This is a genomic window from Streptosporangium amethystogenes, assembly GCF_000721075.1.
GTDB classification, from domain to species: Bacteria; Actinomycetota; Actinomycetes; order Streptosporangiales; family Streptosporangiaceae; genus Streptosporangium; species Streptosporangium amethystogenes.
Window position 1 is genome coordinate 12163 of record NZ_JOEQ01000025.1, and the last position, 13069, is coordinate 25231.

Annotated in this window: 13 protein-coding genes and 1 pseudogene; 7 read left to right on the top strand and 7 right to left on the bottom strand. The window is 67.5% G+C overall.

The genetic code is table 11. The features are described 5' to 3' along the window. Positions 1-120 precede the first annotated feature (120 nt). Together IG98_RS0129820 and IG98_RS47490 are read right to left on the bottom strand one after the other, a co-directional pair. On the bottom strand, positions 121-426 hold the full coding sequence (locus IG98_RS0129820; RefSeq protein ID WP_063766316.1) for a Dabb family protein: 306 nt from the start codon (positions 424-426) through the stop codon (positions 121-123). A gap of 15 nt (positions 427-441) precedes the next feature. Further along, positions 442-2643 (bottom strand): FAD-dependent monooxygenase, encoded by a 2202-nt coding sequence (locus IG98_RS47490; protein ID WP_051753164.1) that lies wholly within the window; start codon positions 2641-2643, stop codon positions 442-444. A gap of 108 nt (positions 2644-2751) precedes the next feature. Here IG98_RS47490 and IG98_RS0129830 point away from each other — a divergent pair, with 108 nt between their 5' ends. The 5 genes from IG98_RS0129830 to IG98_RS0129850 all read left to right on the top strand — a co-directional run bounded on the left by IG98_RS0129830 (position 2752) and on the right by IG98_RS0129850 (position 8154). Beyond that, positions 2752-3522, top strand: a complete 771-nt coding sequence (locus tag IG98_RS0129830; protein WP_030919578.1) for an IclR family transcriptional regulator — start codon at positions 2752-2754, stop codon at positions 3520-3522. A 149-nt stretch (positions 3523-3671) separates the two neighbouring features. Further along, positions 3672-4049: a cupin domain-containing protein gene (locus IG98_RS0129835; RefSeq protein WP_030919581.1), complete on the top strand. Its 378-nt coding sequence runs from the start codon at positions 3672-3674 to the stop codon at positions 4047-4049. A gap of 252 nt (positions 4050-4301) precedes the next feature. Further along, complete coding sequence (locus IG98_RS45470; protein WP_063766317.1) at positions 4302-5786, top strand: serine hydrolase domain-containing protein; 1485 nt, start codon at positions 4302-4304, stop codon at positions 5784-5786. 60 nt (positions 5787-5846) lie between these two features. Continuing rightward, on the top strand, positions 5847-6551 hold the full coding sequence (locus IG98_RS0129845) for a response regulator (RefSeq protein ID WP_037971632.1): 705 nt from the start codon (positions 5847-5849) through the stop codon (positions 6549-6551). 4 nt (positions 6552-6555) lie between these two features. After that, positions 6556-8154, top strand: a complete 1599-nt coding sequence (locus tag IG98_RS0129850) for a sensor histidine kinase (RefSeq protein ID WP_063766318.1) — start codon at positions 6556-6558, stop codon at positions 8152-8154. Here IG98_RS0129850 and IG98_RS50955 read toward each other — a convergent pair. The 3 genes from IG98_RS50955 to IG98_RS0129860 form a co-directional block, all read right to left on the bottom strand. Beyond that, positions 8081-8413 carry an SCO4225 family membrane protein gene (locus IG98_RS50955; RefSeq protein ID WP_157594596.1) on the bottom strand — a complete coding sequence of 111 codons (333 nt, stop codon included), beginning with the start codon at positions 8411-8413 and terminating at the stop codon, positions 8081-8083. The two genes, IG98_RS0129850 and IG98_RS50955, sit on opposite strands and share 74 nt — an antisense overlap. Positions 8414-8862: 449 nt before the next feature. Further along, positions 8863-9297: a hypothetical protein gene (locus IG98_RS50965; RefSeq protein WP_157594597.1), complete on the bottom strand. Its 435-nt coding sequence runs from the start codon at positions 9295-9297 to the stop codon at positions 8863-8865. 322 nt (positions 9298-9619) lie between these two features. Continuing rightward, a complete protein-coding gene (locus IG98_RS0129860) occupies positions 9620-10021 on the bottom strand; it encodes a hypothetical protein (protein WP_030919592.1) in 402 nt (133 codons plus the stop codon). A 708-nt stretch (positions 10022-10729) separates the two neighbouring features. Between IG98_RS0129860 and IG98_RS50970 the strand changes: the two genes are divergently transcribed. Next, complete coding sequence (locus tag IG98_RS50970; protein WP_157594598.1) at positions 10730-11182, top strand: hypothetical protein; 453 nt, start codon at positions 10730-10732, stop codon at positions 11180-11182. 261 nt (positions 11183-11443) lie between these two features. Here IG98_RS50970 and IG98_RS47495 read toward each other — a convergent pair. Together IG98_RS47495 and IG98_RS0129885 are read right to left on the bottom strand one after the other, a co-directional pair. Further along, a pseudogene (locus IG98_RS47495) lies at positions 11444-12025 on the bottom strand (IS3 family transposase); the annotation flags it as partial. 101 nt (positions 12026-12126) lie between these two features. Continuing rightward, the gene (locus IG98_RS0129885) at positions 12127-12447 is read right to left on the bottom strand and encodes a transposase (RefSeq protein ID WP_030919598.1); all 321 of its coding nucleotides are present in this window, start codon (positions 12445-12447) and stop codon (positions 12127-12129) included. Positions 12448-12564: 117 nt separating this feature from the next. Between IG98_RS0129885 and IG98_RS45480 the strand changes: the two genes are divergently transcribed. Next, positions 12565-13062: a site-specific integrase gene (locus IG98_RS45480; protein ID WP_281178550.1), complete on the top strand. Its 498-nt coding sequence runs from the start codon at positions 12565-12567 to the stop codon at positions 13060-13062. Positions 13063-13069: the final 7 nt, after the last annotated feature.

Here is a 13069-nt window from a genome sequence, read left to right on the forward strand (position 1 = left end):
AGCCCCGTCGGTTCCGGCCCTCCACCAGCGGAATCTGCCCGCCACCGTGGCCTCCCACACGGGCCGCCCCGCCGGCGGCTCGTTCGACCCGCGCCACACGTGGCGCGGGTCGGCAGCCGCTCATGACGCGGAGGTCTCGTCGATCTGCACGAACGTCTTCGCGGCCAGGAACGGCTTGATGTGCTCGGTGACCACCGCGACGTGCGCGGGATGGGAACCGTACGCCCTCCAGGAGTCCTCGGAGTCGAAGGTCATCGTGAACATCAGGTGCGCATTGCCGGCGGTCAGACCGGCGTCGGTGGAGGCCTTCGCGCTCAGCAGCCCGGGGATCCGGCCGGGCAGCGCGCTCAGCGCCTCGACGATGGCGGTCCGGTGCGCGGCAGTGGCCTCGTCGGTGAGGGTCAGCATCCCAACGTGAAAGAACATGACGGCTCCTTTGGATCAGAAGTGCTCGGTCGGGGATCCACAGCCCTCGACGCCCCCTTCCGGAGCGCCGGTCCGCGTGGATGTGGCGAGCGCGGCGGACGCGGCGAGGAGTTCGGCCTCCGCGAGTTGCCCGGACAGGCCGAGCAGGTCGGTGAAGCGCGACCACTCCGTACCGGTCCGGTCGGACCTGCCGGTGTTCCGGATGGCCTGGTAGGTCCGGGCCGCGGCCTGCGCGGCGGCGAGGATCGGCGCGACGGGATAGATCAGCAGACCGACCCCGCACTCCTGGAGAATCCGGGTCGGCGGCAACGCGGAATGATCGCCCGCCTCGCTGAGATTGATCATCAGTGGCACGCCGGGGACGGCGGCGCGGATGGTGCGCAGCGACTCCTCGGTGTAGGCGCCCTCGACGAAGACGAGGTCCGCACCGGCGGCGGCGTAGGCGCGCACCCGCGCGAGCGCGGATTCGAGACCCTCCACACCCAGCGCGTCCGTACGGGCGATGACCAGGGTGGAGCGCCGGCGGGCGACGGCCATCTCGATTTTGGCGACCATCTCCTCGACCGGGACGACCTGGCGGCCGCTCATGTGCCCGCAACGCTTCGGCGCGACCTGGTCCTCGAACTGGACCGCCGCGGCACCCGCGTGTTCGAGCCTGGTGACGGCCTCGCCGACCTGGAGCACACCGCCGTAGCCGGTGTCGCCGTCCACGATCAGCGGGAGGTCGCTGATCGCGGCCATCCGGCGCACCTGCTCAGCCATCTCGGCCAGACCGAGGTAGCCGAGGTCGGGCTGGCCGAGGGCGACCGCCGACACCGCGGAACCGGAGACGTACGCGGCCGCGAAGCCGGCCTGCTCCACCGCCCTGACCGTCACCCCGTCATGGGCACCGGGTGCGACGACCGGCCCGTGGCACAGCATCTCGGAGAGCCGGCGACCGGCGGGACGGTCCCCTTCGCGCACCGCGTGCAGTTCGCGTGCGAGGCGTCCGAGGGTGATGCGCAGCGAGGTGAACATCGCCGACCGGCGGAGATGCTCCCGTTTGTCGAGCAGTTCCCGGTCCATGGCGGACAGCGACTCGGCGCGCGCCTCCCGCTCGGCGTCGTCGTCCTCGCGCATCGAGTCGTAGTTCCGCTGCGCGGTGGCCTGGACATGGTTGATCGCGGCGTCCCGGCGCAGCTCGCTGTAGAGCCGGGCGACATGGTCGGCGTCGGTTCCGCCGAGCGCGGCGTCGATGCAGAGCGCCGCGGCCCACGCGTCGTGGATACCGCTGTTCATGCCCATGCCGCCGAGCGGGTTGTTCACATGGGCGGCGTCGCCGGCCAGCAGGATCCGCCCGGCCGCGAACGTCGCGGCGGCCCGCATGTTGACCTTGTAGATCGAGGCGTGCGGGATGTCGTACGGCTCGGGCCTGGCCGCGATCCGCCGCAAGCGGTCCTGCATCGCCGCCGCGGACAGCGCCTGCTCGTCGCTCTCGGAGTCCCGCACCGGGAACAGCGCGCGCCAGTGGTTGGGAGTGCGCAGCAGCACCCCCCACTCCTGTGGATCCGAGATGTACGACACGTACGCCAGGTCCGGGAAGTCCGCACGGAAGTCATGGGTGGTCGACAGGACCAGAAAGCGCTCGTCGTAGGTGCGTCCCTCGAAGGAGATGCCCAGCGACCTGCGAATGTTGGACTGCGCACCATCCGCCGCGACCAGCCAGCGGGCGAGGATCGGGTGGTCGCGGTCGGTGTCCGGCAGGAAGATCCGGGCGTGCCGGTGGCCCTGCTCGACCCGCTGGACCGGGCTGGAGAACCGCAGGGTCACGTTCGGCATCGTCACGAGCCTGTCGCGGATGATCCGGGTGAGGTTGTTCTGCTCACTCTGCAGGCGGTACGGGTACCTCGTCTCGTCGGCCAGCAGGGACATGTCCATCTCGGAGAGGACGGCGCCGGTCCGCTCCCGGTACTGGAAGACGGGCGCTTTGAGGCCGACCTCGTGCAGTTCGTCCACCACCCCGAGCTGTTCGAGCAGTTCCAGGGAGGACGGGTGGAAGGTCGACGCCCGGGACTCCTCGGCGAGGTCGGGCCCGGCTTCCAGCACGAGCACCTGATGGCCGAGCTGGGCCAGTTTCAACGCCGCGACCATGCCGACCGGCCCCATACCGGCCACAACGACGGTGTTCATGTCGTCCGAGCCCTGCTCGTCGACAGCGGAGGAGTCGTTTATTTCCATAATGTGGTAATGTCCTCACCATATTGTGGGATAAACCCTAATTAGGGGTCTGAAGGTACGTCAATACAGCGATCGGCCTTCTCACATGGCGAGCCCCGAGGAGAGTGCATGACGCAGGAGTCGGCGTACCGGGTCTCGGGCGCGGGCAGCGGACGGAAGCTGCTCCAGACGTTGCTCTGCTTCACCGAGGCACACCCGACCTGGACGGTGGCGGATCTGGCGGCGGAACTCGACCTCGCCACGACCTCCACCTATCGGTACGTCGCCCTGCTGAGGGAGGTCGGGCTGCTCGACCGCGCCTCCGGAAAGTCGTACCGGGTCACCGACCTGGCGCTGAACCTGGGACGGGCCTGTGAGGCCGCACGGGCGCCGCTCACCGAGGCCGCCCTGCCCGTCATCACCCGGGTACGCGATGAGATCGACGAGACGGTGCTGATCGCCCGTTCCGGTGGCGAGGCGGCCTACTGTGTCGAGCGCGCGGAGTCGCGTCGCCCGGTGCGGCTGCAGTTCGACAAGGGGCAGCCGATGCCGCTGCACGCCGGCTCGATGTCACGGATCCTGCTCGCCTCGATGAGCCGCGCCGAGCGCGCCTCCATCCTCGCCGGAGTACTGCCCGGCCTGCCACCGGCCCGAGCCGCTCTCCTGTCGGACGAGGAACTGGACCGGACTCGTCTGCGCGGCTGGACCGAGAGCTTCGAAGAGGTGGACGAGGGCATCTGGGGCACCGCGGCCGCGATCACCTCCCATGGAGCCGTGGTCGCGTCGATCGGCACCGCGGCCCCGATATTCCGAACGGACCAGGCCCGTCGTGACCGCATGATCGAGCTCATCCGCGCCGCCGCGTCGGAGATCTCACTGACGCTCTCCGCCGACGGGTGACCGGGGCCGTCAGGTCGGCCTCCGACGCGTGACGAGCGCTCCGACACCGTCGGAAACGCCGTCCTCGCCCCTTTGCCCACCTCGGGCTCGAAGCCGGGTCCTCAGTGGAGCGGCCAAGAGCCGAGGGCGTCGTGCTAGCGTCACTCTCCGTGCTGGAGAACGTGTACGTAGGTAGCGCCGACGTGGACGCGGCCGATGACCGTGGCTGGCTGACCGGGCATTTCAAGTCGGCCGATGACATTCGGCACAGCGAGGGTGTCGAGATCAAGTGGGGCGTCCACCCGCCTGGCGACGAGCGCGCGCAATGGGTCACCGGTGAGAAACGCACGGCGCTGCTCATGCTGATCAGTGGCCGCTTTCGGGTGGAACTGCCGGGACACAGCGTGCTGCTGGCCAAGCGAGGCGACTACGTCGTCTGGGGGCCCGGCGTCGATCACTCCTGGTACGCCGAGGAGGAATCGGTGGTGCTCACCGTCCGCTGGCCATCCGTCCCGGGCTACGCGGTACCCGACCGGGAAATCGGATGACCGATGCGCGGCGGGCGAGTCGTGCAGGCCGAACACCAGGGTCTGCGACCGGGTCGCCTGGATCATCGCGTAGCCCGCGCGGTCCTGGTACTGGCCGAACCGGCTGGACGCGCAGAAGGCGGGTCCAGCTTCCCGGGGTGCCGGCTGCCTCCGATCCGGGACCTGACGAAAGTCAGGTGAGGTCCATCCGATCGTGCGCTGTGTGGTCCTTCCGCCGACTTCTACGTTCGTTCCATGCGAACGGAGACCCCGATGAAGATGCGAAAAGTCACTGCGATCGCCGGTCTGACCGGCGTGCTGCTCGCGACAGGGGTGACGCCGGTGAGTGCCCTGGCAGACGCGCCGGAGACCGGCGGGCTGAGCACGACCGCGATCGACCGCTACATGCGCGACTACATCGAGCGGACCCACCTGCCCGGTGCCCTGGTCGCGGTCACCAGGGGCGACCAGGTCGTGCACGCCGTGGGTTACGGCCACACGGCCGACGGTGAGGCGATCACGAAGGACACGCCGATGCCGCTCGCCTCGGTCTCCAAGTCGTTCACCGCCCTGGCGGTGCTGCGTCTCGCCGACCAGGGCAGGATCAGCCTGGACGACCCCGTCCGGAAGCACCTGCCCGAGTTCACCATGGCCGATCCACGCGCCGGGAAGATCACCGTGCGGGAGTTGCTCCAGCAGACCTCGGGGATGAGCGACCAGACCTTCCCCGAGCTGACGCTTCCCGCGCCGGACACCCTCAAGGACGCCGTCGCGATGCTGCGGACCGCCCCGCTCGCCACCGAGCCGGGCACCAGGATGATCTACCACAACCCCAACTACTCTCTCGCGGCACGGTTGGTCGAGGAGGTGGCCGGAGTGCCGTTCGCCGACCACATGGCCGCCACCGTGTTCGGTCCGCTCGGCATGACGTCCACCAGGACGGTGAACACCACCGTGGACCTCCCCGGCGCGGGCGAGGGGTACATCCGCGCCTACGGCCAGGTCGTCAAGCGCTCCCATCCGAAGTGGTTCGTCAATGGCGCCTACGGCGTCGTCAGCACCGCCGACGACATGGCCAAGTGGCTGATCACGCAGAACGGCGCCGGCCACGTCTTCCCCAGGGAGACCGTCAAGGTTGCCCAGAGCGCGTCCGGCGTGGGCGGCAGCACCTACGGCATGGGGTGGGGGACCGGGAAGACCGCCGGGGGAGCGTCCAAGCTCCAGCACACCGGCTGGCTGCTCACCCACAACTCCGCGCAGACCCTCCTGCCCGCGAGCGGATACGGCATCGCCGTCGTCACCAACACCGGGATGATCTCCGGTGATGACGCGGTCATCCTCACCGACGGCCTGATCGACATCATCGAGGGCCGCCCCGACGCGGGCACCGTACCCTTCACCACGACCGCGGACCCCTGGCTGGCCGGCCTGACGCTGCTCAACCTCGGGCTCGGTCTCCTGGGGGTCCACCGTGCCCGAGGTTGGGCCCGCCGTCGTGCGGGCCGCCCCACCTGGCGCCTGGTCGTACGGCTGGTCCCCTACCTGCTGCCGATCGCGCTCTTCGCCGGCCTCGCCGATCTGATTGGCTTTGTGATGAATCGGGTGGGCACACTGGATCAGATCACCTACGTCTGGCTCGCGCTGTACATCTGGGCCGGCACCGGCGCGCTGGCCGCCGCCGCCGTCGTCGCCTCCCGCCTCGTCCACACCGCCCTCGCCCGCCGCGCGGGCACCTCCCCCCCTTTCCCCGTGGGATAGCGTGACCTGGCGATATCCGGCTCCGGGTGTCGCCTTTACCGAAAGACAAAGGCGGGGCCGATGATCCGAGTGCTGCTGGCGGACGACGAGGCGATGATCCGGGCCGGCATACGGGCCATCCTCGGCGCGGCCGACGACATCGAGGTCGTCGCCGAGGCGGCCGACGGACACCAGGCCATCGACCTCGCCCTGAGACACCGCCCGGACATCTGCCTGCTCGACATCCGGATGCCGCGGCTCGACGGGCTCCAGGCGGCGGCCGAGCTGCGCCGGGTCCTCCCCGAGACCGCCGTCGTGATGCTCACCACCTTCTCCGAGGACGAGTACATCGCGAGCGCGCTCGGCTCCGGCGCGGCCGGCTTTCTCCTCAAGTCGGGCAACCCACGCGAGCTGATCGCCGGCGTCCAGGCCATCGCCGAAGGCGGCGCCTATCTCTCCCCCAGCATCGCGCGGCGGGTCATCACCCACCTCGGTACGCGGTGGTTCGGCAGGCAGGCCGTCGCCCACGCCCACGTACAGGAGCTGACCGCCCGCGAGCGCGAGGTCCTCGCCCTGGTCGGGGCCGGCCTGTCCAACGCCGAGATCGCCCGGCGCCTGCATGTCGTCGAAGGCACGGTCAAGGGGTACGTCAGCCAGATCCTCACCCGCCTCGACCTCAAGAACCGAGTGCAAGCCGCGATCCTCGCCTACGAGGCAGGTCTCGTATCCGACGAGGAAACCTCACTTTCGTCAGAGGCGCCGGTGCGCGGACATCGGCGATCCTGAACCCATGCGCAGCGTGCCCGGCCGGCTTTCCCGTCTCTTCGACCTCGGACTGTGGCTGGTGGTGTGCGCGCCGCCGGTCACAGCGGCCGTTTCCCCACATGGGCGCGAGGTGATGACGGCGGCCGTGGGCGTCCCGCTGCTGGGGACCGCGGTGGCACTGAGCCGGAGATGGCCGCTGTCGGCACTGGCCGTACCGGTGGCGCTGAGCCTGACCCTGGACGCGCAGATGTCGACCCCCCTGTACTGGACGGCGCTGGTGCTCTTCGGCTACCTGGCCGGGCGCCGGATGGCGACCGCCCGTCCGGCGCTGTGGTTCTTCGCGGCCGTCGCCGTTGCCGGGCTGCCGCTGTGCGCGCTCGTCCTGCACGACCTGTGGGGCTGGCCCATACAGTTGCTGACGCTGCTGCTCACGGTGGGGTTGCCGTGGTTACTGGGCCGCTACCGCCGCCAGTACGCCGAACTGGTCGGTACGGGCTGGCGGCTCGCCGACCGACTGGAGCGCGAGCAGCAGGCCGTCGCCGACCGCGCCCGTATCCGGGAACGGGCCCGCATCGCAGGCGACATGCATGATTCCCTCGGCCACGACCTGACGCTGATCGCGGTACGGGCCGGTGCCCTGGAGCTCGACCCCAAGCTGGATGCCCGGCAGCAGGCGGCCATCGGCGAACTGCGGGAGGCCGCCGGAGCCGCGACCGAACGACTCCGGGAGATCATCGGCGTGTTGCGCACGGACGACGAACAACCACCCAGGGTCCCGTCCGCGGAGAACGCCGAGGCCCTGGTCGAACGCGTGCGAAGCTCCGGGGTCACGGTCACCCTGGAACGCCTGGGCGACACGGACGACCTGCCGCCCATGGTCGGCCTCGCCGTCCACCGCGTGCTCCAGGAAGCCCTGACGAACGCCGCCAAACATGCACCGGGCACGGCCGTCCACGTCCGGCTCGTCAGGGACGGAGCGATCCTCGGCCTCAGCGTGGTCAACGACCCGGCCACGGTGGCCCCACTGCCGGGCGTGGCCTCGGGCGGCTCCGGGCTGGTGGGACTCGACGAGCGGGTACGTCTCGCAGGCGGCACGCTGCGCACCGGTTCGACCCCAGAGGGCGGTTTCGAGGTCGTCGCCGAACTGCCGCTCGGCGGCGGCGCGACCCCACGTACCGCCACCGCCACCCGGCCCACCGCCTCCGTCAGGGAGCTGGCTCATGCCCGGCGGCAGGTACGGCGCCGGCTGACGCAGACCGTCGTGGTACCTCTGGCGGTGCTGGCCGGGATCCTGCTGCTCATGATCCCCATCAGCTTCATCAGCTCCTCCTTCTCGGTCCTGGATCGGGACCGGTACGAGCAGTTGAAGGTGGGTGACGCGCGCGGCGATATGCGCTCTCGGCTACCCGCGTTCACCAAGGACGGCCCGCCGGACGGTGCCCCGCCCACACCCAAGGGGGAGGACTGCGTGTACTACAACACGAGAACGGCCTCGGCCGACGCCTACCGGCTGTGCTTCGCCCACGAGCGCCTCGCCTCCAAGGCGATCGTCAGGCCTTGTTCCTTCTGCGTCCACGTGCGATCAGCCAGAGGAGCCACGCCTGAAACAGCCCGGCGCCGGTGAATACCAGCAGGGAGAACAGCGGGTCAGGTAGTGGCCCGAGTTGCAGGAACATGAGGAGTTCCGAGGTCGGAGAGGTGACCGCGAACAGCACGAGCGCTTCCAGGCCTTGACTGCCCGGCTGACGTGTGGCGATCTCTACGTAGACGGTCGCGGCGACGACGATCAGCACATACGGGCCGACGATCGACACGGCGAAGGTTCCGCGCTCGTATCGGGAAACGTAGCGTGTCAGTGCTCGCAGGGGTCGCATGGTCATCATCCTGTACGAGCATGGGTGGCTGCTCATGAGTCCAGGTACTCAGGTGGCGCTATCGGCGCGCCCGGTGCGCTGAGCCGGTAGGTACGGCGTGACGGGCGGGCGGCGGGCAGCCCGAGCCGCTACCAACGCGCTCGTAAGCGCCGGCCTGCGGTTTCGCATGTGGTCAAGCGGCTCTGTGATACTCACGGATCAGTGTCGATCCCGCTACATGCCACCGGGAGTGACGAGGCCGCTCTCGTAGGCCAGCGCCACCGCCTGGGCCCGGCTGCCGAGGTTGAGTTTGGCCATGGCCCGGTTGAATTCTTGTAGAGAAAGTTTTCGCCGGCTGCGGTTCAGGCAGGTGTCCTGCTTCGGTTGATGCTTTACACCCCTTCGGCTGACCTGCCTTCCTTGGCGATCGGCGACGATCGCGAGGAGGCCGGGTTGGTTGAGCAGGGACGGTCCGAGCTTCAGGACCGTAGCCGTACTGCTGCTTCGATCCGGCCCCCGATCCCGATGATCGCAAACACGATGGCCACGGTAGCGAAGCTCTCGTTTCCGTTCAGCACCGAGAGCAGAGCAACGAATCCAGCCAGAAAAATCAGGACACTACTGACTCCACGAATCACGTACGCGTTATTGCGAGGTTCACGAGATGGACCGATGGCTCCAAGTGCTTGGATCGCCGACTCGGAGCCACCGGATTCATAGATCTTCCCGAAAGATTCAGTGGAGGGCTCATCCATAAAGATCATAATGTCATGACGATGACCTTGAACGGGAGCAGGGACGGGCAGACAAAGCCAAGCATGAATCTTCGTGTGGCGGAGGCGGCCGTAGCCATGGACATGATCTTCCCCGGTGCGGCCGGGGAGCGTAGTCGCCCGGAAGATCAAAAAAGCCACTCCCTGATCTTGGGAGCAGCCTTTGTGCAGGTACTTAGCGGTGGGGCTACCAGGACTTGAACCTGGGACCTCTTCCTTATCAGGACCGTCCGGGCCATGATCAGGAGCTCTCAGCTCGGCCCTGACCAGTGTTGGGCGGATGTGGGCATGAGCCGTTGTGTGCCTTTGTCGCAGTACTCGTTGCAGTACTGTTCTCAGCCGTCTTATCCCATGCTCGGTGAACCGGCGCTGAGGAACGGAGCGCCGGATCGGCGAGTGCCCCCAGCCCTGAGCAGAGATCAGCCAGAGCCGGGCGATCGTGAGGGCGGTACGGCCCAAGCGATCAGTCGGGCTGCGGGATAGTGCGGTGCGAGTCCTGCCGCCGCCACTCCATGATCACCCCGCGAATGACCAGGTGCACCAGCAGAGGCACGCCCACGATCAGCCCAGCCACGCGGAAGAAGGTGGTCTCAAACTCACCGGACACCGATTTGAACACCAGAAAGAAGCCCACACCGAGTTGGTAGCCGCTACCGACCCACGCTCGGATGCGTGGGATGTTGTGGAGGATTGCCGCGCTGAAGAGGACAAAGACAAAGATCAAGAAGACCGCGGGCCATGTAGGAGGCTCAACGAGGAGAAGGGTCACCCCTCCTATGAGGCCGATCAACGACGCAATGATCGCGATGATCCGTTGCGGCAGAGAAAGATGGTCAAACCACGACTTCGGATCTACATGGCCCACTTGATTAATCTCCCACAGTGGTGCGACGGCTGACCAGCCTCGCCATGTTCGACCATCCGCTCGTTCCGGTGGAGAGTCCGCTCCGTCATGCGGTGCTCTATCGACTCAGCGCCGACCGGTAGCGCTCCTTTTGACGACCCGTGAGTGTGATCAAAGAGGAGTCCTTACCGGTCCGGCGATCCGGTGCTGAGAAACCAAGCACCGGATCGTCAAGGGCTGTACCGGCCTCGACGCTGTACAACAATTTACAAGATCTCGGTACGCGACCCTGTGAGCTGCTGCGGCGCTGGTCAGAGGCGATCTCGTCTTGCCCATGAGTCCCCGTGATTCCCCCTTGGCGACCGGCACGCAACGGGCACGGCCTGAAAACCCCGTGCGGACACGCACACACCCCTCTCGCCGGATCTTCCCGTCTGCCTCGTCCCACCCCGGAGGGGCAACAGCTCGGGGACGGAGGATCAAGGCCGTCTTCGCGTGTACGCCGGCCGGTAGAAGTTCCTCGGCCATGGGATGCCAACGGTCACAGACGGGCTTGATCCGGAGGAGTCGAGATGTTGGGCTTGCCTGGGACGTGACAGACGGGAAGATCAGGCCCCACCTCAGCCAACTACGGCTCTGCGATCGGCAGTCGCGATCATCCCGGAGCCGAAGTACCCCCGCCGGAGGCTGCTCTTGGGCAAAGGGGTAGGCAACCGGCATAATCGTGGCGTGTTCAACAAGATGCCTGGCCCATTCAGACTCCTCATGGGCGTGCTGCTGCTGTCAGGGGTGATTTATGGCCTCAAGTGGATAAGCGGTGTGGATCCCTATGTGCGTGGACCGCTCGATTGGGCGGCCTTGATCTCCGCAGGTCTTGCTATGGCTCTTGCGCTGGCGGTGGCCGTGGCGGGTTTTCGAAAGGTACACAGACGTGAATATGGTGAGCCTGCGCCAGGGGAAGCACCTGATGGGCCGCGTAATCGCCTGCTCATATCCTCGGGAGGAATGTTCATAGTGATGGCGACGATGCTGTCGTCGATTCTCTCGCTGCTCGCGTCCACGGATGGCGGGGACCCTTACACAACGGGGCCACTCGATTGGGCCTCGTGGGCGAGCATAGGGCTCATCTTCGTGTTGCTTTTTGGACTGATTGCCTGGATCGCACGTAAGGGGCTCATGTAGCGGGAGCGGATTGGCAGGCATTGATCCGAAAGACGCCGTAGGCGCTGCGTAGTGGCTGGGGTCGGTGGTCGGAACGACCTCAAGGCGGCGGCGCGGCCTTGGTGCGGCGAGTTAATAGGTGCGGCGCGCGGACGGTGCGGCGGGCGGCCCGCTTCTCGCCGCCGTTCGGGACCGGCGCCCACGCCGCACACCCGGACGGCGTGCGGTGGGAGGGCCGTGCGGCGGCGCCTTGATACCTCATGAGAACAATTCGGCAGTGACTCAGATCTGTCCTGTCTCAAGCGTGGCGTTGAACGACTCGGCAACAGCATTGTCCAGCGCGCAGCCGACCCTGCCCATCGACTGCACCACCCCCCAATGCCGACAGGCGGCCTGGAAATGGGCGGCGGTGTACTCGCTGCCACGAGTGGCCATCTGCAACGCCGCGACCGTCAACGCCGCATCATGGTGGGTGCCCATCGCATATCCCAGCAGCCGGCGGGAGAACAGGTCCTCCACCGTCGCCAGGTACAGTTTCCCTTCGCCGGTACCGATCTCGGTGAGATCACCGCACCACAGCACGTCCGCGGCAACAGTGTTGAACTGGCGGTGCACCAGATCCGGTGCCGCCGGCCTCTTGCCCTGGCGCGTCAACGATCGAGGTGTTCGCCGCATCCGGCCCGCCAGGCCAAGAACGATCATCCGCGCCGCGACCGTGTTGGCCGAGACCTGCCAGCCGCTCTCGCGCAGATCACGGGTGATGCGCGGGGACCCGTAGGTGGCACCGGAAGCATCGAAGGCGGCAGTGATCGCCGCATCCAGGTCCTCGCGCCGTTGCCGGCGAGGTCCCGGCCGGGGATCGCGCCATTTGTAAAATCAGGACTGCGAGACCCCCAGGATCCGGCAGGCCACAGCGTGAGGAACGCCATGCTCGGTCTTCTGGGAGGCGATGAAGGCCGCCACGCTCACCGGCCCGTCGCCTCCTTCACCCACAAGACCACCGAGCGTTTGAGGACATCACGCTCCATCTCCAGCTCAGCGCGCTCCCTGGCCCACTCGGCCCGCTGCCGGCGCAGCCGGGCCAGCTCTTCTCGCTCGGACTCGCTTAGCTCCCCATCGGCGTCCTGCTCACGGGCCAGGCGGTCCATCTGCATCCAGTTGGCCAGCGTGCCCGCGTTGATCCCTAGATCTTTGGCGACCGAGGCGATCGATTTCCCGGTCTCGCGCACGATACGTACCGCACCCGCCCGAAACTCCGGATCGAAACTACGTCTGATCTCTCCCATGACCCGACCTCCCCCTTAGGTCAGATCTCCACAGTACGAGGGGAGGGTCGCGCGCTTCGATCCGCTGTATCCGGCCTTCGTGCTCCTGCTGCTGTACGGCCCCACCGGGGTGAAGCCCTGGGGCTCCGCTGGGTGGATGTGGACTTCGACGAGGGGCATGTCAACATCCGCCGCGAGCTCGTCCGGGTGGGCACGGAGTTGCACCACGGGCCGGTGAAGACCAGGGCGGGAAATCGCTCACTGCCTCTCCTCGGTGTCGTACGTGAAACGTTGGAGATCCAACGGGGCGGGCAGAAGATCCGCGAAGAGGAGGCGGGCAAGAACCGGGTGGACACCGGACTCGTGTTCACCACCAAGTCGGGGCGGCCGATCGAGCCGCGTAACCTCGCCCGATCCTTCGCCAGGATCGTGGCGGCGAACAAGCTGCGGTCGATCCGCGTTCACGACCTGCGGCACACCGCCGCGTCACTGCTCAAGAAGCTGGGGGTCGCGCCGCGTGACGCGATGGAGATCCTCGGCCACAGCCGCATCTCGGTCACCATGGAGATCTACACCTACGGGGACGGCGAGAGCCGCCAGGACGCCCTCAAGAAGGTCAACGGACTGTTCGAGTGAGGCCGTT